Here is a 20,572-nt window from a genome sequence, read left to right as displayed (position 1 = left end):
GGGTTGATGTGGGGTGTGACCGTGTCGGGGGGATCGCGTGGTGCCCGAAACATAGAATTGACGCGCACATGACAATCGCGGCAACAAAGAAGCGCCCGTTTGCTGGCATGAGCAAGTCAAATCTGTTGCTGGATTATGAGAACGCCGCAAGCCTTCGCACAAGGGGTGCGATCCGGCCACGCCGACGCCCACGCCGACGGTCCGGGCCGGACGCGAGGGGCTCTAGGACGGAAACCGGCCTATACGGCTCCTACCCTGTCCCCATGACCGAGCCCGCCACCCCCCTCGCGTTCCCCGACGCCGGCGCTCTCGACGCCTGGCTCACCGCGCATCCGGCGCCTCACCCGGGCCTGTGGGTCCAGGTCGCCAAGAAGGGTTCCGGGGTCGGGTCCGTCACCGCCGCCGAGGTCAACGACGTGGCTCTGTGCCACGGCTGGATCACCGGACAGCGCAAGGGCCTCGACCAGGCGTCGTTCCTTCAGCGGATCACCCCGCGCAGGCCCGGAAGCCTCTGGTCGGCCGTCAACGTGCGCAGGGTGGACGAGCTGACCGCGGCCGGCCGCATGCGGCCCGCCGGTCTTGCCGAGGTGGCGGCGGCGCGGGCCGACGGGCGGTGGGCGGCGGCGTACGCCTCGCAGCAGGACGCCACCGTCCCCGCGGAACTCGCGACCGCCCTGGAGCGCAGTCCGCGGGCCCGCGTGGCCTTCGGCCGTCTGGGCCGCACCGACCGCTACCTCGCCATGCTCGGCGTACTCCGCGCCCGGTCTGCGCAGCAGCGGTCGGCTCAAGTCGCCGCGGCGATCGCAAAGTTGGAGGATGCGGCCGGCACCGCCGACGAGGGGTGACGGATCAGCCCCGCACCGCCGCCTTCGCCAGGCGGATCAGCTCGTCGAAGTCGACGGCTCCCGGGTCCCCGTGGTCGTTCTCCGGCACGTGCATGTGCCCGCACACGCCCTTGAAGTCGTTCCACCGCGCCCCGCTCATCCGCTGCCCGGCCCCGTTCCCGTAGGACCTCGGGTACGCCGGCCACAGCGCCGGGCCGCGCAGCGGTACGTCGTGCTGCTCGTGCGCCCACGCCAGGAAGCGGGCGACGCCGAGGAGCGCCCAGGCCGGTGCCTTCGGCCAGTAGACGTGGGCCTTGCCGCTCGTCTGCCACTTGGTGTGCAGCTCGGGGTCGCAGGTGCCGACCAGCTCCACCTGGCAGACGTTCAGCGTGTTGGTCTGCACCCCGCCGGGCCTGTTGCGCAGGGCGCGGGAGGAGATGTCGATGTCGAAGTGCTGGTACCAGGTCAGTTTCCCGGCCGCGAGATCCGGCACCGCCGTGAGGTTGGGCGCGGAGGCGCCGCCCTGGTAGCCGGGCAGCGAGCGGCCCTCGGTGGTGTGCAGGACGACGACGTTGACCTCCATCCGGTCACCGCCGAAGTCGTCCTGGTACCAGTGGTCGCGGCGTGCGCCGGGGTAGTGCTGCGGTCCGGTCCTGGTCATGGCGCCTCTCCTCGGTCGGGGTCCCCGGCCACATAGGCGGGGCGCCCTGAAGAACGACCGAGCCCCCACGCCCGTCGCGCATCCGACGGCCCCGCACCTGTGTCCGGACCGGTCCCTACGCCCCACGCCGCACCGGCGGGCCGATCCCTGCCCGCGACGCCGGCCTGTGCCGGACCGGACCAGCGCACCGATCCCCGACCGTCGCGCTCCAGCCTCGATCCCTGCGGCGAACCGGGCCCTCGACCTCCGTGGCGATCCGGCCCCGCCCCCCACCCACCCCCGGACATGCCGAGCGCCCGCCCTCCCCTACGGGGGGAGTGGAGGGCGGGCGCGCTCAGGGGCGTGGCGTCGGTCGACGCGTCACGCGTTCTTGATGGCCGAGATGTCGAAGTTCAGCTTGATCTTGTCGGAGACCAGGACGCCGCCGGTCTCGAGCGCCGCGTTCCAGGTCAGGCCCCACTCGGAGCGCAGGATCTCCGCCTTGCCCTCGAAGCCGACGCGCTCGTTGCCGAACGGGTCCGTCGCGGCGCCGTTGAACTCCAGGTCGATGGTGAGCGGCTTGGTGACGCCGAGGATGCTGAGGTCGCCGGTGATGCGGTAGTCGTCGCCGCCCAGGGCCTCGGCGGTGGTGGAGCGGAAGGTCATCGCCGGGAACTCGTCGGTCCTGAAGAAGTCCGAACCCTTGAGGTGGCCGTCGCGGTCGGCGGACCCGGTGTCGATGCTGTCCATCGTCACGTCGATGGTGGCGGTGGACCTGGCCGGGTCGGCGCCGTCGAGGTGCAGCGAGCCGGTGAAGTCGTTGAAGTGGCCCTTGACGTTGGTGACCATGGCGTGGCGGGCGACGAAACCGATGGTCGAGTGCGCCGGGTCGATCGTGTAGTCGCCGGTCAGGGCGGCGAGGTCCGGGTTCACGGCGCCGGCCGTGGTCGCGGTGGCCTCGGTGGTGTTCTTGCGGCCGAAGATACCCATGACGTGCTCCTTGGGGACGGGATCGATGCACGCATCGCGGAAACGAAGCAATGATGTTGAATGTTCAACGAGCGGTTCAACAAGGCAGACCGTAGACCTATTCCGTTCAACTTTCAACTTCATCGGCCGCGTGTTCGCGACACTGCCACTCGCCCCGCGGAGCCGCCTACCCGCCGGTCCGGGCCCGATCTGTCACTCCACTGGGCGGCATGCGTCGGAGGGGAGTGTGAAGTTGCTCTCACTGGCCGGCTTTGTCCGACCCCGACAAGCGGAACGGGCTCTGAGCAGTCGGAACGCCTGCATCCCGGCACGGTTCTGTTCAGTGGTACCAGGAAAACGTGCCGGAGACTGTACGGAGTCGACGTCTCACTTTCCTAGGTCGGCTTCGTAAGGTCACTACATGACCGTTTTGGAAGAGACGACGGGTGAGCCGACCGCCGAGCCCACGGACGCGCGCGGGCGCGTCGCCGAGCTGCACGAGATCCGTGCGCAGGCGCTGGCCGGGCCGAGCGAGAAGGCGACCCAGGCGCAGCACGCGAAGGGCAAGCTGACCGCCCGTGAGCGCATCGAGCTGCTCCTGGACCCGGGTTCCTTCCAGGAGGTCGAACAGCTGCGCCGGCACCGGGCGACCGGATTCGGCCTGGAGGCCAAGAAGCCGTACACCGACGGTGTCATCACCGGCTGGGGCACGGTGGAGGGCCGCACGGTCTTCGTCTACGCCCATGACTTCCGCATCTTCGGCGGTGCGCTGGGCGAGGCTCACGCCACGAAGATCCACAAGATCATGGACATGGCCATCGCGGCCGGCGCTCCGCTGGTGTCGCTGAACGACGGCGCCGGCGCCCGCATCCAGGAGGGCGTCAGCGCGCTCGCCGGATACGGCGGCATCTTCCAGCGCAACACCAAGGCCTCCGGCGTCATCCCGCAGATCAGCGTGATGCTCGGCCCGTGCGCGGGCGGCGCGGCCTACAGCCCCGCCCTCACCGACTTCGTCTTCATGGTCCGCGAGACCTCGCAGATGTTCATCACCGGGCCGGACGTGGTCAAGGCCGTCACCGGCGAGGAGATCACCCAGAACGGTCTGGGCGGCGCCGACGTGCACGCCGAGACCTCCGGCGTCTGCCACTTCGCCTACGACGACGAAGAGACCTGCATCGCCGAGGTCCGCTACCTCGTCTCCCTCCTCCCGCAGAACAACCGGGAGAACCCGCCGCGCGTCGAGTGCAGCGACCCGGCCGACCGCCGCGGTGACGTCCTGCTCGACCTGGTGCCGGCCGACGGCAACCGGCCGTACGACATGACCAAGGTCATCGAGGAACTCGTCGACGACGGCGAGTACCTGGAGGTCCACGAGCGCTGGGCGCGCAACATCATCTGCGCGCTGGCCCGGCTGGACGGCCAGGTCGTCGGCATCGTCGCCAACCAGCCGCAGTCCCTCGCCGGTGTCCTCGACATCGAGGCCAGCGAGAAGGCCGCCCGCTTCGTGCAGATGTGCGACGCCTTCAACATCCCGATCATCACTCTTCTGGACGTACCCGGCTTCCTGCCCGGCGTGGATCAGGAGCACGGTGGGATCATCCGCCACGGCGCCAAGCTCCTCTACGCCTACTGCAACGCGACCGTGCCCCGGATCTCCCTCATCCTGCGCAAGGCGTACGGAGGTGCCTACATCGTCATGGACAGCCAGTCCATCGGTGCGGACCTCACCTTCGCCTGGCCGACCAACGAGATCGCCGTGATGGGTGCCGAAGGTGCCGCCAACGTCATCTTCCGTCGCCAGATCGCCGAGGCCGAGGACTCCGAGGCCATGCGGGCCCGCATGGTCAAGGAGTACAAGTCCGAGCTGATGCACCCGTACTACGCGGCCGAGCGCGGACTCGTCGACGACGTCATCGACCCCGCCGAGACCCGCGAGATCCTCATCAGGTCCCTGGCGATGCTGCACACCAAGCACGCCGACCTGCCCTCGCGCAAGCACGGCAACCCCCCGCAGTAACCCAGCGGACTTTCCGCGCCACCCCTGCGGAAACCTCATCCACGGAGACTGACTTCTATGAGCAACGCTGACATCCGCGTCGAGAAGGGCCACGCAGGGCCCGAGGAAGTCGCCGCCATCACGGCGATCCTGCTGGCCCGCGCCGCCCGTTCCTCCGAGCCCACCCCGGCCCACCGCGGCCGCCTCAAGGCCGGCTGGCGCCGCCTGGAGCGCGAGGGCGGCTTCCGCGCCCCGCACAGCTGGCGCTGACCGCACGACGCACCACGAGCACCGCGAAGGCCCCGACCGCCCCCAGGGCGGCCGGGGCCTTCGCCCGTACGGGAGCGCACAACCGGGCCCGCGCGAGGCGCCGGTGACGTGAAACGGCCCCTGTGCCTCCCCGAGGAGGGGCACAGGGGCCGTTTCACGTCAGCCGGAAGTCCGGAGGCCGTGCGTACGGTCGGTGCGTACCGAGGGCGCTAGCGCAGACGCGCCATCAGCGCGTGCTCCACGAGCGTGATCAGTGCCGACTTGGCGTCCGCGCGGTGGCGGGCGTCCGTCGTGATGATCGGGGTGTCGGGGCCGATCTGAAGGGCCTCGCGCACCTCGTCCGGCTGGTACGGCTGGCTGCCGTCGAAGCCGTTGAGGGCGATCACGAAGGGGAGACCCGAGTTCTCGAAGTAATCGACCGCGGGGAAGCAGTCGGCGAGCCGGCGGGTGTCCACCAGGACGATCGCGCCGATGGCGCCGCGCACCAGGTCGTCCCACATGAACCAGAAGCGGTCCTGGCCGGGCGTACCGAAGAGGTACAGGATCAGGTCCTGGTCCAGCGTGATACGGCCGAAGTCCATGGCGACCGTGGTGGTCGTCTTGTCTCCGGTGTGGGTGAGGTCGTCGATGCCCGCCGAAGCAGACGTCATGACGGCCTCGGTACGCAGCGGGTTGATCTCCGAGACGGCCCCGACGAACGTGGTCTTACCCACGCCGAAGCCACCCGCCACCACGATCTTCGCTGAGGTGGTGGAGCGGGAAGGACCGCCGCTAGAGCTTGCGAAGTCCACTGAGCACCCTTTCGAGCAGTGTCACGGCTGGCTGGCCGCCGGCGGACTCGTCGCCGCCGGGCTGATGGATCGCGACCAGTCCCGCCTCCGCCAAGTCGGCGACGAGGATCCTGGCCACGCCGAGAGGGATCGTCAGGAGGGCCGAGACCTCGGCCACCGACTTGATCTCCCGGCAGAGGTTGCAGATCCGCTGATGCTCGGGCAGCTGCCCCTGCATCTGGTGCGGAGCCGCGGTGGTGTGCACCAGCGCCTCGATGGCGAGCTGGTACCGCGGGCGGGTCCGGCCGCCGGTCATGGCGTACGGACGCACCAAGGGGTTGTTCGACGCCCCGGCGGGCGCCGGCTCGGGGGCGCGGCGATGCGGCTGCACGGGCTGGATGCGCGGCGCGTGCGGCTGGTCGTACGGCGACGGTCCAGGACCCTGCGGTCCCTGGGGCGCGTACGGCTGACGCTGGCTCGGCGCGGAGGGGAAGTTGTAGCGGTTCGGGTTCTGAGAACCGTCGCCCTGGCCCTGGGCAGGGCCGTACGACCAGTTACCCGAATTCGAACCGCCTGGGGGTGTTGCCACTTTCTCTCCTCCTCCGACTGTGCCTGGCACCCATCACGTGGAAGCCGCGTCCCGAAACCCTACGGCCTCGAGAGGCCAAAACGCACCGTCCGTCTGTTAGTTGAGAAGGCTCCCTTGGAGCTCCGCACGAAGGTCGGGCGTCAGGACCGTACCCGCACGGTCCACCAGAAGGGCCATCTCGTACCCAATGAGACCGATGTCCGCCTCCGGGTGAGCGAGGACCGCGAGCGAGGAACCGTCGGAAACGGACATGATGAACAGGAATCCCCGCTCCATCTCCACAACCGTCTGGTTCACCGCACCTCCTTCGAAGATCCGGGAGGCGCCTGCCGTCAGCGACGTCAGACCGGAGGCGACGGCCGCGAGCTGGTCGGCACGGTCGCGGGGGAAGCCTTCGGACATCGCCAGAAGGAGTCCGTCGGCGGAGACCACCACCGTGTGGGACACCCCCGGGGTGTTGTCCACGAAGTTGGTGATCAACCAGTTCAGGTTCTGTGCCGCCTGGCTCATCGGGCTCACACTAACGCTCCTGGTTGTAGGTGCTGTCAGGACCACTGTGCTGATTCCTGGCCTGACTGTTCGGTTCACTTCCTGCGTTGCGTCCGCGCTGAACGCCTTGACGCAGGTTGCTCAACCTGCCTCGGACGTCCTCCGGGGCGCGGGAGACCTGGGGGCCTCCCTGGGGGGTGCTCTCGGCGGCGCCCTCGACCAGATTGGCCTTGGGCACCCGTCGCGGCAGACCGGAGGAGGTGACTCCGCCGGCCTTCGGCTTCTTCAGCGAGGAGGCCTGCTGCCAGCGGTCGTCGTTCGCCGAACGCCAGTCGGTCGGGCCGTCCGCGGCGGGAGCCGGCGCCTCCTGGTCCGCGGGCCGCGAACCGTTCGAACCGCTCGCCCCCTGGGATCCGCGGCGAGGCAGTCCGGCATCGGTGAGCGCGTGGGCGGCCGAGGCGGCCGAGGCTGCCGGTCCGGGACGCTCAAAGCCTACGCTGTCCTGCTTACCGGCGTCAGCGGCCCGTACGGATTCCGCTTGCGGAGCGTACTGGTCCGGGTAGCCGTTCTGGTAGCTGTTCTGCTGCGGCCAGTCGTCCTGGTAGGGCTGCTCCTCGTACGGCGGGAAGCTCTCCGCAGCGGCCTGCCGTTCCGGCGCCCGTTCCTCCTGCGGAGCTTCCGCATACGCGGGGTCGGGGTAGCCGCCACCCTGCCCGAAGGCACCGTTCTGCGGCACCGAACCGTTCGCCGGGAAGGCATCGCCGCGCGGCGCCCCGCCGTTGGACGCGCCGTAGGGGTCCTCGTACGCCGTGTGCTGCTGCTCCTCGTACGACGTCTGCTGGTCGTACGCCGCCGGCTGCTCGGCATAACCGGTCGCACCGGCGTCGTAGCCGTTCTGCGGCGCGGCGAAGCCGTTGGGGGAGGCGTCGTACGCGGGCTGCTGCTGCGTCTGGTCGAAGCCGTCGCCGTACGCGGGCGCCGTGCCGGCCTGCTGCTGACCCCCGGGCTGACCGGGCTGACCCGGCTGGCCGGGTGCCGGGGACTCCAGGGCCGCCCGGCGCTCGTCGCGCAGCAGGGAGCGGCCGACCGGGTCCAGGTCACGCAGGTCGTCGGGGACCTCCGCGTACTGGCTGTCGTCGAAGCCCAGCTCGGCCGCCGTGCGCATCGGCTGGTGGTTGAAGTCCTCACCCTGGAAGCGCTGGTCCGGGATGATCTGCGAGACGGTGAAGTCGTCGCGCTCGGGCTGGTGCTCACCACCGCCACCGTGGGTGATCGCGTCGGGCAGCATGACCAGCGAGGTGGTGCCGGCCTGCTCGCCCGAGGGGCGCAGCTGGACCCGGATGCCGTGCCGGTCGGACAGCCGGCCGACCACGAACAGGCCCATGCGCTGCGAGATCGCGGCGTCCACGGTCGGCGGGTTGGCCAGCTTGTGGTTGATGTCCGCGAAGTCCTCGGCGGTGAGGCCGATGCCCTTGTCGTGGATCTCGATCATCACGCGGCCGTCGGGGAGACGGGTCGCGGTGACGCGGACCTTGGTCTGCGGGGAGGAGAACGTGGTGGCGTTCTCCAGCAGCTCGGCCAGCAGGTGCACGAGGTCGGTCACGGCGCGGCCGTGGATCTCGGCCTCCGGTACGCCCGACAGCTCGATGCGCTCGTACTGCTCCACCTCGGAGGAGGCGGCGCGCAGCACGTCGACCATCGGGACCGGCTGGTCCCAGCGGCGGCCCGGCTCCTCGCCGGCGAGGACCAGGAGGTTCTCGCCGTTGCGGCGCATACGGGTCGCGAGGTGGTCCAGGCGGAAGAGGCTCTCCAACTGGTCCGGGTCGGCCTCGTTGTTCTCCAGCTCGGTGATGAGGGTCAGCTGGCCCTCGATCAGGGACTGGTTGCGGCGCGACAGGTTGGTGAAGATCGCGTTGATGTTGCCCCGCAGCAGGGCCTGCTCGGCGGCGAGCCGGACGGCCTCACGGTGGACCTGGTCGAAGGCGCGGGCGACCTCGCCGATCTCGTCCGTGGTGTTGATCGGGATCGGCGTGACCCGGGTGTCGACCCGGCCGGGGTCGGTCCGCGAGAGCTGGTCGACCAGCATCGGCAGCCGCTGCTCGGCGATGCCGAAGGCGGCGTTGCGCAGCTGGCGCATGGACTGGCTCATCTGGCGGGCCATGAGACTGGCGATGATGAACGCGGTCAGCAGGGCGATGATGACGATCGCGCCGTTGACGATGGCGTCCCGCTGGGCGTCGGAGGCGATCTGCCCGGCCTCGGTCACCGCCCTGTTGATGAGTTCGTTCTCGACCTCGCTGTAGCCCTCGAACTTCAGGGTCGCGGCCGCCATCCAGGCCTGGGCGGTGACGCCCTGCTCGGCGAGGTCGGCGGTGCTCCGCCCGCTGGCGATCGCCTGGATCATCTTGTCCATGGCGGGCGGGGCGACGAAGTCCTGGTCCGCGGCCTCGGCCTTCTCCTGCGCCTCGGCGGACCGCTTCTTGCCCTCCGCTGTCTTCTCGCCCATGACCTGCTGGAGGCGCGCCGCGTCCTGCGTGGTGCCACCGGAGACGAACTCCTGCAGAGCCACCCGCTCCAGGTAGGCGTACGAGGTGAAGGAGACGAGCTGCTGGCGCTTGACCGCCTCGTCGGGGCTGGGCCGGACGAGGAGGTGCATGCCGATCGAACGCTGCAGGGACTCGGCGCCCTTGGCGAGGGCGATCGCGTAGACCGTGCGGCCGTACGCCGTGATGTTGCCGGTGCCGAGGCCGAGTTCGTTGGAGAACTCCATCAGCAGGTGCTCGACCTCGACGTAACCCTCTTCGGTCTTCACCGGGTCCAGCGCCTTGGTGTAGGCGGCCGCGCGGAGCTTGGTGAGAGCCGGCTCCGCATCGGTCACCAGGCCGAGGCGGCGTTTGAGGCCTGCCTTGTCCGGCATGCCGACCGTCTCGCTGTGGAAGGCGGCGGCCTTCTGGTCGGTCAGGGCGCGGGCGTCCTTGACGACCTCGCTGTCCTTCTTGTTCTGCAGCAGGGGTTCGGCGGAGACGTCACGCTCGTTCAGCAGGGCCTCGGCGTACTCGCCGGCGGCGGCCACGACCTTCGCGACCTTCTCGGCGTCGCGGGCCTCCTGCCAGGTGTCGATCGAGCCCTTCACCTGGAAGCCGCCCATGACGAGGCCGACCAGCACGGGTATGAGCAGGATCGCGTTCAGCCTGGTCGGCACCCGCCAGTTGCGCGGGGAGAGACGACCGCCGCTTTTCGTGGGCGCGGCCATCGGCTCCGAACGGGGCACAGGGACGGGCGCCGCTCCGCGCGGCGGCGGGGTGAAGTTGCCCCGGGCCGCCGGCTCGGGACTTTTCTTGCTTCGCCTCACTCGACCAACAACCTCTCGGCGGTCGGCACCTTCGTCGTGCCGCAGTGTCTCAGAGCCCGGTCAGCCATCGACCATCAGTACGTCATTGACTATTGGGCAGTTCAGGCATTCCAGCACGACGAACAGCGCAGTTCCAAACATGGAGAAGTGCCGGTTCGAAGTGATGTAAGCCCCAGATAAAACGGTCAAACAGAACGAGCCCCGTCAAATGACGGGGCCTTCGTGCGCGCAGCGACACCAAGCGACCGCGACGCGTGGCGGCACCACCCGATTCCTCTGCCGAAACGTTATGAACACCGGAGCCGGCCGTGTCAAAGGCCACAGCCGGCTCCGGGACGCCTACGACACCTGATGTACAGCAGTGCAGGTGTCGGTCCCGCCTACCGCAGACGAGCCATGAGCGCGTGCTCCACCAGCGTGATCAGCGCACTCTTGGCGTCCGAGCGGTGCCGGGCGTCCGTCGTGATGATCGGGGTGTCCGGCCCGATCTGGAGAGCCTCGCGGACCTCCTCCGGCTGGTACGGCTGCTGGCCGTCGAACCCGTTGAGGGCGACGACGAACGGCAGACCCGAGTTCTCGAAGTAGTCCACCGCGGGGAAGCAGTCCGCCAGCCGGCGGGTGTCCACCAGCACCACGGCGCCGATGGCACCGCGCACCAGGTCGTCCCACATGAACCAGAAGCGGTCCTGACCCGGCGTACCGAACAGGTAGAGGATCAGGTCCTGGTCGAGCGTGATACGGCCGAAGTCCATGGCCACCGTGGTGGTGGTCTTGTCCCCGGTGTGGGTGAGGTCGTCGATGCCCGCGCTCGCGGACGTCATCACGGCCTCCGTGCGCAGCGGGTTGATCTCGGAGACGGCGCCCACGAACGTGGTCTTGCCCACGCCGAAGCCACCCGCCACCACGATCTTCGCGGAGGTGGTGGCCCGCCCCCCGTCAGAGCTTGCGAAGTCCACTGAGCACCCTTTCGAGCAGCGTCACGTCAGGTGCGCCACCGTTGTTCTCGTCGCCGCCCGGCTGGTGAATGGCCACCAGTCCGGCTTCGGCGAGGTCCGCCACGAGGATCCTCGCCACACCCAGGGGCATGGCGAGGAGGGCCGAGACCTCCGCGACCGACTTCACCTCACGGCAGAGGTGGCAGATGCGCTGGTGCTCGGGGAGCAGCCCCATGAGCGCTGCCGGGTCGGCCGTGGTGCTGATCAGCGCCTCGATGGCGAGCTGGTAGCGCGGCCGGGTCCGGCCGCCGGTCATCGCATACGGACGGACCAGCGGCTGGTCGCCCTCGTCCTCGTACGGCTCCGCGTACGGATCATGAGAGGCGGTGGGCGGGGTCATGAATCCTCCGGGCGGGACAGCAAGTCTCGGTCAGTCGTGCCGTCCGTCGAGCCGGTGGGGGGATTGTGTCGGCCGGACGGTGATTTCGTGAGGCGGGTGGTACCTGGGCGGGTCAGTGGAGCAGACTGCCCTGTAGTTCGGCGCGCAGGTCGGGCGTGAGCACCGCGCCCGCGCGGTCGACCAGGAGTGCCATCTCGTAGCCGACAAGGCCGATGTCACATTCGGGGTGGGCGAGAACGGCGAGGGACGAGCCGTCAGAGACGGACATGAGGAAGAGGAAACCTCGCTCCATCTCGACGACCGTCTGGGCCACGCTGCCGCCCTCGAAGATCCGGGAAGCCCCGGCCGTCAGCGAGGTGAGACCCGACGCGACGGCCGCGAGCTGGTCGGCACGGTCGCGCGGGAAGCCCTCGGACATGGCGAGCAGGAGCCCGTCGGCGGACACGACAACGGTGTGGGACACCCCGGGGGTGTTGTCCACGAAGTTGGTGATCAACCAGTTCAGATTCTGTGCCGCCTGGCTCATCTGGCTCAACTAACGCTCCTGCTGGTGAGTGGGGCTCGGGAAACTGCCGGTCGAGCCGTTGCCGGCCTGACGACCCTGCGCGATGCCCCGACGGAGATTGGTCAGCCGGCCGCGTACGTCGTCAGGCGCACGCGAGACCTGCGGACCGGTTTGGTGCTCTTGCTGCTGAGCCGTGCCCGGGACGAGGTTCGCCCTGGGCACCCGGCGCGGCAGGCCGGAAGTGGTGACGCCGCCCGCGGCGGGCTGCCGGACTCGCTCGGCCTGACGGACGAGTTCGTCGTTCGGCGAGGTGCGCCAGGAGGCGCCCGTCGCCGCGGGACGCTGGGGAGCAGCCGGAGCCTGCGGCTGCTGTTGCTGCGGCGTGGGGGCCGAGCCGTTGCCGTTTCCGTCGGCCTGCTGTCCGTGGAACCAGTTGGTCTCCAGGTTGTCGAACAGCGGGGTACGGCCGTCACCCGGACCGGCCGGCGGCAGGGCCTCCGGCTCGGGACGGGGGGCGGGGCGGGGCGGTACGGGCTGCTGCTGCGGTGAGCCGTAGCCGTAGCCGTTGCCGCCGTTGACGTTCTGGGGCCGGTCGAACTGGCCCGTGGACGAGGGGTCCTGGCGGCCGGGCAGCGCGTGCTGGCCGGTGCTGGAGCCGTTGTGGCCGGGGCTGTTCTGTCCGGGGTTGGGAAACTGACCGGTGGAACCGTTGTCGTAGGACTGCGGAGCGGCGTACCGGTTGGGGGCCGCCGGGGGGTTCTGGGCGCCCGGGGTGCCGAAGACGTCGTTGCGGACGTAGCCGTCCTGCCGTCCGTTGGCACCCGGAGCCGGGAACTGGCCCGTGTCCTGGGCGCCGTTCAGGCCGGAGAACTGGCCCATGTCCTGGAACTGACCGGTGTGCTGCGGGCCGCCCGCGCCGGGGCGCGCGAAGTCCGCGGGGCCGGCCGGGCCCTGGCGCTCGTCGATCCTCGGTATCTCGGCGGTGCCGCCGGGACCCTGGCGGTCGTCGATGCGCGGCATCCGCGAGGTCTGCGCGGCATCCGGCTCGTCGTGGCCGCGCGGGGCGTCCAGCGGCGGGCGCGCAACCGGCGGCTGGGCGTTCTCGTCGGCCCAGCTGGTGCCGAGGGGCTGCGGGTTGCCGCCCGGCAGCTCGGCACGCGGGCCACCGCCGCGCGGCGGCAGCTGCGGCTGACGGCCACGGCCGCGACCGCCCTGCTCGCCACGGTTGTCGTTCTGGCGCGGCGCGGGCGGACGCCCGGCGCCGAACATGTCCTGGCTCTGGCCCGGCGTACCGGTGCCGGCCGACTGGAGGCCCTGCGAGGCACCCTGGGCCTGACCGCCGAAGCCGGAACCGGCCGGAGCCGGACGGCCCTGCGGGGGTGAGGCCGGACCCTGCGGCCCGCGCGGCGTACCGGGACGGCCACCGCCGTCACGGCCGGGCAGCGCGGCCCGGGGACCCTGGCCGGCGCCGAGCAGGCCACCCGTGCCGGAACCGGCGCCGAGGGCACCGCCCTGACCGCCCTGACGGCGGGCGGCGGCGACACCGGCGGCGGCCTGCGCGGCGGCGGGACCGCCGGACACGCTGCCCTGACCGGGCTTGGGCTGGGGCTTCTTGCCACCCTGGGCGACGTCCACGGGAAGCATGACCAGCGCGGTCGTACCACCGGAGTCGGACGGGCGGAGCTGGATGCGGATGCCGTGACGCTGCGACAGTCGGCCGACCACGAACAGACCCATGCGGCGGGAGACCGACACGTCCACGGTGGGCGGCGACGCGAGCCGCTCGTTGATCGCGGCGAGGTCCTCGGGGGAGAGGCCGATGCCGGTGTCGTGGATCTCGATCAGGACGCGGCCGTCGGGCAGCGCGTGACCGGTGACCTTGACCTTGGTCTGCGGGGAGGAGAACGAGGTCGCGTTCTCGAGCAGCTCGGCGAGGAGGTGCACGAGGTCGTTGACGACCCGGCCGGCCACTTCGGTGGTGGGCACGGAGGACAGCTCGATGCGCTCGTACTGCTCCACCTCGGAGGCGGCGGCGCGGAGCACGTCGACCAGCGGGACCGGACGGGTCCAGCGGCGGCCGGGCTCCTCACCGGCGAGGACGAGGAGGTTCTCGCCGTTACGGCGCATGCGGGTCGCGAGGTGGTCGAGCTTGAACAGCGAGGACAGCTGGTCCGGGTCGGCCTCGCGCGACTCCAGTTCGGAGATGAGCGACAGCTGGCGCTGGATGAGGCCCTGGGAGCGGCGCGAGAGGTTGGTGAACATCGCGTTGACGTTGCCCCGCAGAAGGGCCTGCTCGGCGGCGAGGCGGACGGCCTCGCGGTGCACGTCGTCGAAGGCCGCGGCCACCTGGCCGATCTCGTCCCGGGAGTGCACACCGACCGACTCCACGGACGTGTCGACGTCCTGCGGGTCGGACTCGGACAGCTGCTTGACCAGCTCGGGCAGCCGGTCCTGGGCGACCTTGGTGGCCGTCTCCTGGAGCCGGCGCAGCGAGCGGATCATGGACCGGGCGACGACGAACGCGCCGACCAGCGACACACCGAGGACGAGCAGGATCAGCGCACCGGAGATGATCGCCTCGCGCTCGGACTCGGCGCGCAGCTCACGGGCCTTCTGCTCCATGTCCTCGAGCAGCGTGGTCTCGATGTTCTTCATCTGGCGGATCTTGGTGGTACTGGCGTCGAGCCAGTCCTTGTACGACCGCTTGTCCAGCGACCTCAGACCGTTGGGGGAGCTGAGCGCACGGTTGGCGTACGTGTCGGCGTCCTCAATGGTCGGGCTGCCCTTCTCGACGGGCGTGAGCAGCTCCTCCGCACCCTGGTCGCCGTAGATGCTGCGGAAGCTGGCGAGTTCGGAGTCCTCGTTCTCCAGGGCGGCCTCGGCGTACTGCCGGTCGTTCTCCGATATCTCGCCGTAGACGTCGTCGTTGACGGGCAGCGCGGCGGCGAGGGCGGCGCGCTGGACGGAGGCGTACTCCTTGGAGGCGGAGAAGGCGGCCAGCGCGCGGGTGCGCTGGATCATCTCCGGGTTGCTCGTGGCCTGCGCCATGTCCTGCGAGAGGTCGAGCAGGTGGGTGATGAGGCGGTGATAGGCCTCCACCGTCTGGGTGGAGTTCTTCGGCTCCGCGTAGGCCGACTTGCGGACCTTCGCGAGGTTGCCGAGGTCGCTGAGGAGACCCACGAGGCTGTCGCGGACACCCTGGAGGTTGCCGTCCGTGCTGGAGGCGTCGATCTCCTCGGAGGCGTCCTTGAAGGACTCCAGTGCCGCGTCGGTCTTCTCGCGGGTGCCCTTGACCGTGAAGTCGGCCGCGGACCTGCCGTGGGCGAGCGGACCGGCGGACTGGTCGCGCTCCTCCTGGAGGCGGGTGGCCAGGTCGGTCGCCTGCGAGGTCATGTCCGTCAGCAGCTTCATGTTGTCGAGCTGCTGGATGTCGTCCATGGACTCGTTGATGCGCAGCGTGCCCAGCGTCGTGGCCGCGACCACGGGAAGCGTCAGCAGCGCGACCAGACGCGTGGAGATGCGCCAGTTGCGCAGCGCCACACGCGATCCCGTGCCGGGGGTACCGGTCGGGGGCTTGACCGTCGGAGTCGGTTGAAGGGGGCTCGACGACGCGGACGCGCCGGGGCGCCCAGGGCGCTCACCGCCGTCGCCGGCCGGGCCCGGGTTCTGGGCGTGCTGGGGCGAGGAGCCGCCGGCCATAGGGCCGGTCCCGCCGCGCGGCTCCGGCTCGGCCGAAGCGCTGCCATCCCTCTTGAAACGTCCCTGCACTAGCGTCGCAACCTCTGGACCAGGCGTCCCTCCGGGTGAACGGAAAGGACGGTGTCGGCGTCTTGAGGGGCGTCCTGAATTACGCCCCCCGATGGTCGTGAGTACCGGCGCTTCCCCCTCTCGCCGCCGCTCGGCGCTGCTGTGCGCCATGCGCGCCGGCTCGATCCCGCGGCGGTCCGAGGAATTCCAGCACAGTGCCGGATCTCCAACAAGGCTTGTTGGCCGGGCTGTGACATCCGTGACAGCGGGTGAGGGGTGGATTACCGGACGTAGAAAATGATCCGGGGTAATCCGGGCATAAAGGGGCGAAGAGGCACGGGGGGAGGGGTGTCCCAGTCGCCATGATCAGGAGCGGAATGACAGGTTCAGGTGTGCAATGTCCGTTTCGTAGCGGTCGATCGAGGGCCTGGATTGACCGGTTTGAGCGCGGATTCGTGAGCAAACTCACACATCGATCATGAGACCCGCACGCGTTCTGTGGGAATCGCGTGTTTAGCCTGACGCTTTACAGGGATGGCAAATCCGACAAGACGCGCTTACGGGAGACCCGGCTCCCGGCGCCCGGACAGGACAGGGTTCACTACAACGGTGAAGACGACGACGATGTTCCACAAGATCGCCAACCCGCGGCGCACGACGCTGGCGCACCTCAAGGACGCTGACGAACTGGGGCTCCCGGAGCAGCAGGAGCACTCCGTCGACCTCCCGGCCCAGACCGCCAACCCCAGGCGCACCATCCTCATGGAGATCCCGGTGACCTCCTCCGTCGAGTAGATACGCACACCGGCCGCCGCCTGCTCAGGCGGCCGGCCACGGATGTCGAGGGCGTCCCCGGCCGGGGACGCCCTTCCGCGTTAGCCTGGAGCGTCAGACTCCAGCCGCTTAAGTCAAGGGGCCAACCAACCCGTGCGCATCGCCAGGTTCTCCATCGACGGGAACGTCGCCTTCGGCGCGGTCGAGGGCGACAAGCCGGACGAGCTCGTCCTCGACATCATCAAGGGCATCCCCTTCACGGAACACGAGCTCTCCGGCACGAAGGTGCCGCTGAGCAAGGTCCGGCTCCTGCCGCCCGTGCTCCCCAGCAAGGTCGTGGCCTTCGGCCGCAACTACGCCGAGCACGCACGCGAACTCGGCCACGAGGTGCCCGACGCCCCGTTCGCCTTCATCAAGCCCTCCACCTCCGTGGTCGGACCCGGGGACGGCATCCAGTACCCGCCCTTCTCCGAGGACCTCCACCACGAGGCCGAACTGGCCGTGGTCATCGGCCGCATGTGCCGCGAGGTCCCCCGCGAACGCGTCAAGGACGTGATCTTCGGCTACACCTGCGCCAACGACATCACCGCGAGGGACGTCCAGAAGCGCGAGAAGCAGTGGGCCAGGGCCAAGGGCTTCGACTCCGCCTGCCCCCTCGGCCCCTGGGTGGAGACCGACCTCGACCCCGCCGACCTCACCATCCAGCTCACGGTCAACGGGCAGCAGCGGCAGCTCGGCCGCACCAGCGAGATGATCCACACCATCGAGGATCTGATCGTCAACATCACCGAGGCCATGACGCTGCTCCCCGGCGACGTGATCCTCACGGGCACCCCGGCAGGGGTCGGCCCGCTCGCTGTCGGCGACGAGGTCTCCGTCAGCATCGAAGGCATCGGCACTCTCACCAACAAGGTTGTCAAGCGTGGCTAGCGCACCCGGCTCCCCCGTACGCGTCCGTTTCTGTCCGTCGCCCACCGGTAACCCCCACGTGGGCCTGGTCCGCACGGCGCTGTTCAACTGGGCGTTCGCGCGCCACCACCAGGGCACCCTGGTCTTCCGCATCGAGGACACCGACGCGGCCCGCGACTCCGAGGAGTCGTACGGGCAGCTCCTCGACGCGATGCGCTGGCTGGGCTTCGACTGGGACGAGGGCCCCGAGATCGGCGGCCCGCACGCGCCGTACCGCCAGTCGCAGCGGATGGACCTCTACAAGGACGTCGCCGAGAAGCTCCTCGCCGCCGGCCACGCCTACCGCTGCTACTGCTCCCAGGAGGAGCTGGACACCCGCCGTGAGGCCGCCCGCGCCGCCGGCAAGCCGTCCGGCTACGACGGCCACTGCCGCGACCTGAGCGCCGCGCGGGTCGAGGAGTACCAGGCCCAGGGCCGCACCCCGATCGTCCGCTTCCGGATGCCCGACGAGACGATCACCTTCACGGACCTGGTCCGCGGCGAGCTGACCTTCACCCCGGAGAACGTCCCGGACTACGGCATCGTCCGCGCCAACGGCGCCCCGCTGTACACGCTCGTCAATCCGGTCGACGACGCCCTGATGGAGATCACCCACGTCCTGCGCGGCGAGGACCTGCTCTCCTCCACCCCCCGCCAGATCGCCCTCTACAAGGCGCTGATCGAGCTGGGCATCGCCAAGGAGATCCCCTCCTTCGGCCACCTGCCGTACGTGATGGGCGAGGGCAACAAGAAGCTCTCCAAGCGCGACCCTGAGTCCTCGCTCAACCTCTACCGCGAGCGCGGCTTCCTGCCCGAGGGCCTGCTCAACTACCTCTCGCTCCTCGGCTGGTCCCTCTCGGCCGACCAGGACATCTTCACGATGGACGAGATGGTCGCGGCCTTCGACATCGCGGACGTGAACCCCAACCCGGCGCGCTTCGACCTCAAGAAGTGCGAGGCGATCAACGCCGACCACATCCGTCTGCTCGACGTGAAGGAGTTCACCGAGCGCTGCCGTCCGTGGCTGCGGGCCCCGTTCGCCCCCTGGGCGCCGGAGGACTTCGACGAGGCGAAGTGGCAGCGGATCGCCCCGCACGCCCAGACCCGCCTCAAGGTCCTCTCCGAGATCACCGACAACGTCGACTTCCTCTTCCTCGCCGAGCCGGCCGTCGACGAGGCGAGCTGGGCGAAGGCGATGAAGGAGGGCTCGGACGCCCTGCTCGCCACGGCCCGCGAGAAGCTGGAAGCGGCCGACTGGACCAGCCCGGAGGCACTCAAGGAGGCCGTCCTGGCCGCCGGTGAGGCCCACGGCCTCAAGCTCGGCAAGGCCCAGGCCCCGGTCCGTGTCGCCGTCACCGGCCGCACGGTCGGCCTGCCCCTCTTCGAGTCCCTGGAGATCCTCGGCAAGGACGAGGCGCTGACGCGGATCGACGCCGCGCTGGCGCGGCTGACGGCATAGGCCGTGCCTGTGCGAAGGGGCGGCACCCGCAACTCCGGGTGCCGCCCCTTCGCGCGGCGCTCACCGGACGTCGGCCTCGTCGATCAGACAGGCGCTCTCGTCGAAGATCTCCAGTACGACGACGACCATGATCGCGCCGGCCACCATGTACTCCAGCACCACCCCGGGGGCGACGTGCGCCTTGCGGAAGTGCTCGTCGGGGCCCAGTTGCGCGGTCGAGTGCCTCCGGAACGGGTCCTGCGCCAGTATCCGCACGGCCCTGTCCAGGTGGGTCTGGCGCGAGGGCGGGGCAGGGCGTACGCCGCACGAGCCTCAACGGTGAACTGGATTCGGCACTCGCCCATGGCCCAAGTGCGCCAGCCTGTGACGGTGATCAAAGCTGTCGCCGGGACGTCGACGACATCCTCTTCGCGGTTGCCGATATCGGGGGATGACCCCCGTACCCCCGGCCGGTGCGGGTACCGTCGGTGACATGCCGATCACCGCTGTCGTCTGGGACGTCGACGACACCCTCTTCGACTACACCACCGCCGACCGTGAGGGCATGCGCAGCTACCTCCTGGCCGAAGGGCTCCTCGACCGGTACGGCACCGCCGAGCGGGCGCTGGAGCGGTGGCGGGAGGCCACCGAACAGCAGTGGGCGCGCTTCTCCGCCGGCGGCCTGACCTTCGAGGAGCAGCGCCGCGACCGGGTCCGGGCCTTCCTGGAGCGGGAGATGACCGACGCCGAGGCCGAGGCCTGGTTCCAGCGCTACCTCGTGCACTACGAGACCGCCTGGGCTCTCTTCCCCGACGTCCTGCCCGTCCTGGACGCCCTCGCGGCCAGCCACCGGCACTCCGTGCTCTCCAACTCCAGCATCCACGTCCAGGACCACAAGCTGCGCGTCCTCGGCGTGCACGACCGTTTCGAGTCGATCCTGTGCGCGGCCGAGCTGGGCGTCTCCAAGCCCGAGGCCGGGGCCTTCCTCGCGGCCTGCGAGGCCCTCGGTCTTCCCCCGCACGAGGTGGCGTACGTCGGCGACCATCCGGAGATCGACGGCCGGGGCGCGGCGGACGCCGGACTGCTCTCGGTGTGGATCGACCGCCACGGCGGCACGGCCACCGTCGACCTGCCGTCCGGACGGCATCGGATCGTCACCCTGGCCGAACTGCCCGCGCTCCTCGGCGCCGATACCCGTTTTGGAGCGCAGTCCACCTTCGGGTAATGTTCTTCCTGCGCCGCCGGGGAGCGGGCCGAAAGGCCGGGACCCGGGGGAGCGAACTAGAACGAGGTCCCCGCAGGGGCTTGAGTTCCAGTGGCCTATGGTGTAATTGGCAGCACGACTGATTCTGGTTCAGTTAGTCTTGGTTCGAGTCCAGGTAGGCCAGCTCGCAGAGCTTATCTGCGCCGCGGATCTTGTCCGCAAAGCCCCCGTTGTGTAGCGGCCTAGCACGCTGCCCTCTCACGGCAGTAGCGCCGGTTCGAATCCGGTCGGGGGTACAGATCCTTCCCGCGGGAACAGTCCGGGTCGCACCCGTTGTTGTCGATGCAGGATCGCTAGGGCCCCCGTTGTGTAGCGGCCTAGCACGCCGCCCTCTCAAGGCGGTAGCGCCGGTTCGAATCCGGTCGGGGGTACGCAAAACTATCAACCATATTGGTCTATGGTGTAATTGGCAACACTACGGTTTCTGGTACCGTCATTCTTGGTTCGAGTCCAGGTAGACCAGCTCTGATCTGCGGAAACGCAGTGTTCAGGCCCCCGTTGTGTAGCGGCCTAGCACGCCGCCCTCTCAAGGCGGTAGCGCCGGTTCGAATCCGGTCGGGGGTACGCATCAGGGAAGGCCCTCCACTTCGGTGGAGGGCCTTCGCCGTTCCCGGGAACCGGCGCACGCGTACGGGCCCGCTCCGGGCCCGCTCCGGGGGCCG

General features: G+C 69.7%; 18 protein-coding genes and 5 tRNA genes. 12 read left to right on the top strand and 11 right to left on the bottom strand.

The window, feature by feature from the left end:
- Positions 1-263: 263 nt before the first annotated feature.
- Positions 264-845, top strand: coding sequence for a YdeI/OmpD-associated family protein (locus P1P75_RS13135; protein ID WP_319254810.1), 582 nt, complete (start codon positions 264-266; stop codon positions 843-845).
- 4 nt (positions 846-849) lie between these two features.
- Here the strand turns inward: P1P75_RS13135 and P1P75_RS13130 are convergent, their stop codons facing one another.
- Entirely contained in the window at positions 850-1,485 is a 636-nt protein-coding gene (locus tag P1P75_RS13130) for a hypothetical protein (protein WP_319254808.1), read from the bottom strand.
- A gap of 360 nt (positions 1,486-1,845) precedes the next feature.
- Positions 1,846-2,454 (bottom strand): YceI family protein, encoded by a 609-nt coding sequence (locus P1P75_RS13125; RefSeq protein WP_319254806.1) that lies wholly within the window; start codon positions 2,452-2,454, stop codon positions 1,846-1,848.
- A gap of 400 nt (positions 2,455-2,854) precedes the next feature.
- Here P1P75_RS13125 and P1P75_RS13120 point away from each other — a divergent pair, with 400 nt between their 5' ends.
- Both P1P75_RS13120 and P1P75_RS13115 read left to right on the top strand, forming a co-directional pair.
- Entirely contained in the window at positions 2,855-4,450 is a 1,596-nt protein-coding gene (locus tag P1P75_RS13120) for an acyl-CoA carboxylase subunit beta (protein WP_086767388.1), read from the top strand.
- Between the two features lie 57 nt (positions 4,451-4,507).
- Entirely contained in the window at positions 4,508-4,699 is a 192-nt protein-coding gene (locus tag P1P75_RS13115) for an acyl-CoA carboxylase subunit epsilon (RefSeq protein WP_319254804.1), read from the top strand.
- Between the two features lie 209 nt (positions 4,700-4,908).
- Here the strand turns inward: P1P75_RS13115 and P1P75_RS13110 are convergent, their stop codons facing one another.
- From P1P75_RS13110 to P1P75_RS13075, 8 genes are all read right to left on the bottom strand, one after another.
- The gene (locus P1P75_RS13110) at positions 4,909-5,490 is read right to left on the bottom strand and encodes an ATP/GTP-binding protein (protein WP_073491198.1); all 582 of its coding nucleotides are present in this window, start codon (positions 5,488-5,490) and stop codon (positions 4,909-4,911) included.
- Positions 5,471-6,058: a DUF742 domain-containing protein gene (locus tag P1P75_RS13105; RefSeq protein ID WP_319254802.1), complete on the bottom strand. Its 588-nt coding sequence runs from the start codon at positions 6,056-6,058 to the stop codon at positions 5,471-5,473. The genes P1P75_RS13110 and P1P75_RS13105 overlap by 20 nt, the downstream gene beginning before the upstream one ends.
- Positions 6,059-6,154: 96 nt before the next feature.
- Entirely contained in the window at positions 6,155-6,568 is a 414-nt protein-coding gene (locus P1P75_RS13100) for a roadblock/LC7 domain-containing protein (protein WP_003993185.1), read from the bottom strand.
- Positions 6,569-6,578: 10 nt separating this feature from the next.
- Complete coding sequence (locus P1P75_RS13095; RefSeq protein WP_319254800.1) at positions 6,579-9,899, bottom strand: nitrate- and nitrite sensing domain-containing protein; 3,321 nt, start codon at positions 9,897-9,899, stop codon at positions 6,579-6,581.
- 380 nt (positions 9,900-10,279) lie between these two features.
- Positions 10,280-10,855 carry an ATP/GTP-binding protein gene (locus tag P1P75_RS13090; protein ID WP_030793795.1) on the bottom strand — a complete coding sequence of 192 codons (576 nt, stop codon included), beginning with the start codon at positions 10,853-10,855 and terminating at the stop codon, positions 10,280-10,282.
- Positions 10,836-11,234 (bottom strand): DUF742 domain-containing protein, encoded by a 399-nt coding sequence (locus P1P75_RS13085; protein ID WP_003973454.1) that lies wholly within the window; start codon positions 11,232-11,234, stop codon positions 10,836-10,838. The genes P1P75_RS13090 and P1P75_RS13085 overlap by 20 nt, the downstream gene beginning before the upstream one ends.
- Positions 11,235-11,346: 112 nt before the next feature.
- Positions 11,347-11,760, bottom strand: coding sequence for a roadblock/LC7 domain-containing protein (locus P1P75_RS13080; RefSeq protein WP_003993189.1), 414 nt, complete (start codon positions 11,758-11,760; stop codon positions 11,347-11,349).
- A gap of 9 nt (positions 11,761-11,769) precedes the next feature.
- Entirely contained in the window at positions 11,770-15,507 is a 3,738-nt protein-coding gene (locus tag P1P75_RS13075; RefSeq protein WP_319254798.1) for a nitrate- and nitrite sensing domain-containing protein, read from the bottom strand.
- 588 nt (positions 15,508-16,095) lie between these two features.
- Here P1P75_RS13075 and P1P75_RS13070 point away from each other — a divergent pair.
- The 3 genes from P1P75_RS13070 to gltX all read left to right on the top strand — a co-directional run bounded on the left by P1P75_RS13070 (position 16,096) and on the right by gltX (position 18,667).
- Positions 16,096-16,281, top strand: coding sequence for a hypothetical protein (locus tag P1P75_RS13070; RefSeq protein ID WP_319254796.1), 186 nt, complete (start codon positions 16,096-16,098; stop codon positions 16,279-16,281).
- A 132-nt stretch (positions 16,282-16,413) separates the two neighbouring features.
- The gene (locus tag P1P75_RS13065) at positions 16,414-17,190 is read left to right on the top strand and encodes a fumarylacetoacetate hydrolase family protein (protein WP_319254794.1); all 777 of its coding nucleotides are present in this window, start codon (positions 16,414-16,416) and stop codon (positions 17,188-17,190) included.
- Positions 17,183-18,667 (top strand): glutamate--tRNA ligase, encoded by a 1,485-nt coding sequence (gene gltX / locus P1P75_RS13060; RefSeq protein WP_319254792.1) that lies wholly within the window; start codon positions 17,183-17,185, stop codon positions 18,665-18,667. Before P1P75_RS13065 ends, gltX begins: the two co-directional genes overlap by 8 nt.
- Positions 18,668-18,727: 60 nt before the next feature.
- Here gltX and P1P75_RS13055 read toward each other — a convergent pair whose 3' ends face one another.
- Positions 18,728-18,922 (bottom strand): hypothetical protein, encoded by a 195-nt coding sequence (locus P1P75_RS13055; protein WP_319254790.1) that lies wholly within the window; start codon positions 18,920-18,922, stop codon positions 18,728-18,730.
- Positions 18,923-19,139: 217 nt separating this feature from the next.
- Here P1P75_RS13055 and P1P75_RS13050 point away from each other — a divergent pair, with 217 nt between their 5' ends.
- The 6 genes from P1P75_RS13050 (at position 19,140) to P1P75_RS13025 (ending at position 20,474) form a co-directional block, all read left to right on the top strand.
- On the top strand, positions 19,140-19,871 hold the full coding sequence (locus P1P75_RS13050) for an HAD family hydrolase (RefSeq protein ID WP_319254788.1): 732 nt from the start codon (positions 19,140-19,142) through the stop codon (positions 19,869-19,871).
- A 91-nt stretch (positions 19,872-19,962) separates the two neighbouring features.
- A tRNA-Gln gene (locus tag P1P75_RS13045) sits at positions 19,963-20,034 on the top strand.
- Positions 20,035-20,073: 39 nt separating this feature from the next.
- A tRNA-Glu gene (locus P1P75_RS13040) sits at positions 20,074-20,146 on the top strand.
- Positions 20,147-20,208: 62 nt separating this feature from the next.
- A tRNA-Glu gene (locus tag P1P75_RS13035) sits at positions 20,209-20,281 on the top strand.
- Positions 20,282-20,301: 20 nt separating this feature from the next.
- A tRNA-Gln gene (locus tag P1P75_RS13030) sits at positions 20,302-20,373 on the top strand.
- A gap of 28 nt (positions 20,374-20,401) precedes the next feature.
- Positions 20,402-20,474, top strand: a tRNA-Glu gene (locus P1P75_RS13025).
- Positions 20,475-20,572 lie beyond the last annotated feature (98 nt).

The sequence above is a fragment of the Streptomyces sp. ID05-39B genome, assembly GCF_033794725.1.
GTDB lineage: Bacteria > Actinomycetota > Actinomycetes > Streptomycetales > Streptomycetaceae > Streptomyces > Streptomyces bobili.
Note: the sequence above shows the minus strand (reverse complement) of the source record. Positions and strands in the feature narration are given on the sequence as shown.

Excerpts from the sequence above, each read along its gene's own strand:
- P1P75_RS13100 (WP_003993185.1), bottom strand. The coding sequence starts at position 6,568 with ATGAGCCAGGCGGCACAGAACCTGAACTGGTTGATCACCAACTTCGTG.
- P1P75_RS13080 (WP_003993189.1), bottom strand. The coding sequence starts at position 11,760 with ATGAGCCAGGCGGCACAGAATCTGAACTGGTTGATCACCAACTTCGTG.
- P1P75_RS13125 (WP_319254806.1), bottom strand. The coding sequence starts at position 2,454 with ATGGGTATCTTCGGCCGCAAGAACACCACCGAGGCCACCGCGACCACG.
- P1P75_RS13135 (WP_319254810.1), top strand. The coding sequence starts at position 264 with ATGACCGAGCCCGCCACCCCCCTCGCGTTCCCCGACGCCGGCGCTCTC.
- P1P75_RS13120 (WP_086767388.1), top strand. The coding sequence starts at position 2,855 with ATGACCGTTTTGGAAGAGACGACGGGTGAGCCGACCGCCGAGCCCACG.
- P1P75_RS13085 (WP_003973454.1), bottom strand. The coding sequence starts at position 11,234 with ATGACCCCGCCCACCGCCTCTCATGATCCGTACGCGGAGCCGTACGAG.
- P1P75_RS13115 (WP_319254804.1), top strand. The coding sequence starts at position 4,508 with ATGAGCAACGCTGACATCCGCGTCGAGAAGGGCCACGCAGGGCCCGAG.
- P1P75_RS13050 (WP_319254788.1), top strand. The coding sequence starts at position 19,140 with ATGCCGATCACCGCTGTCGTCTGGGACGTCGACGACACCCTCTTCGAC.
- P1P75_RS13130 (WP_319254808.1), bottom strand. The coding sequence starts at position 1,485 with ATGACCAGGACCGGACCGCAGCACTACCCCGGCGCACGCCGCGACCAC.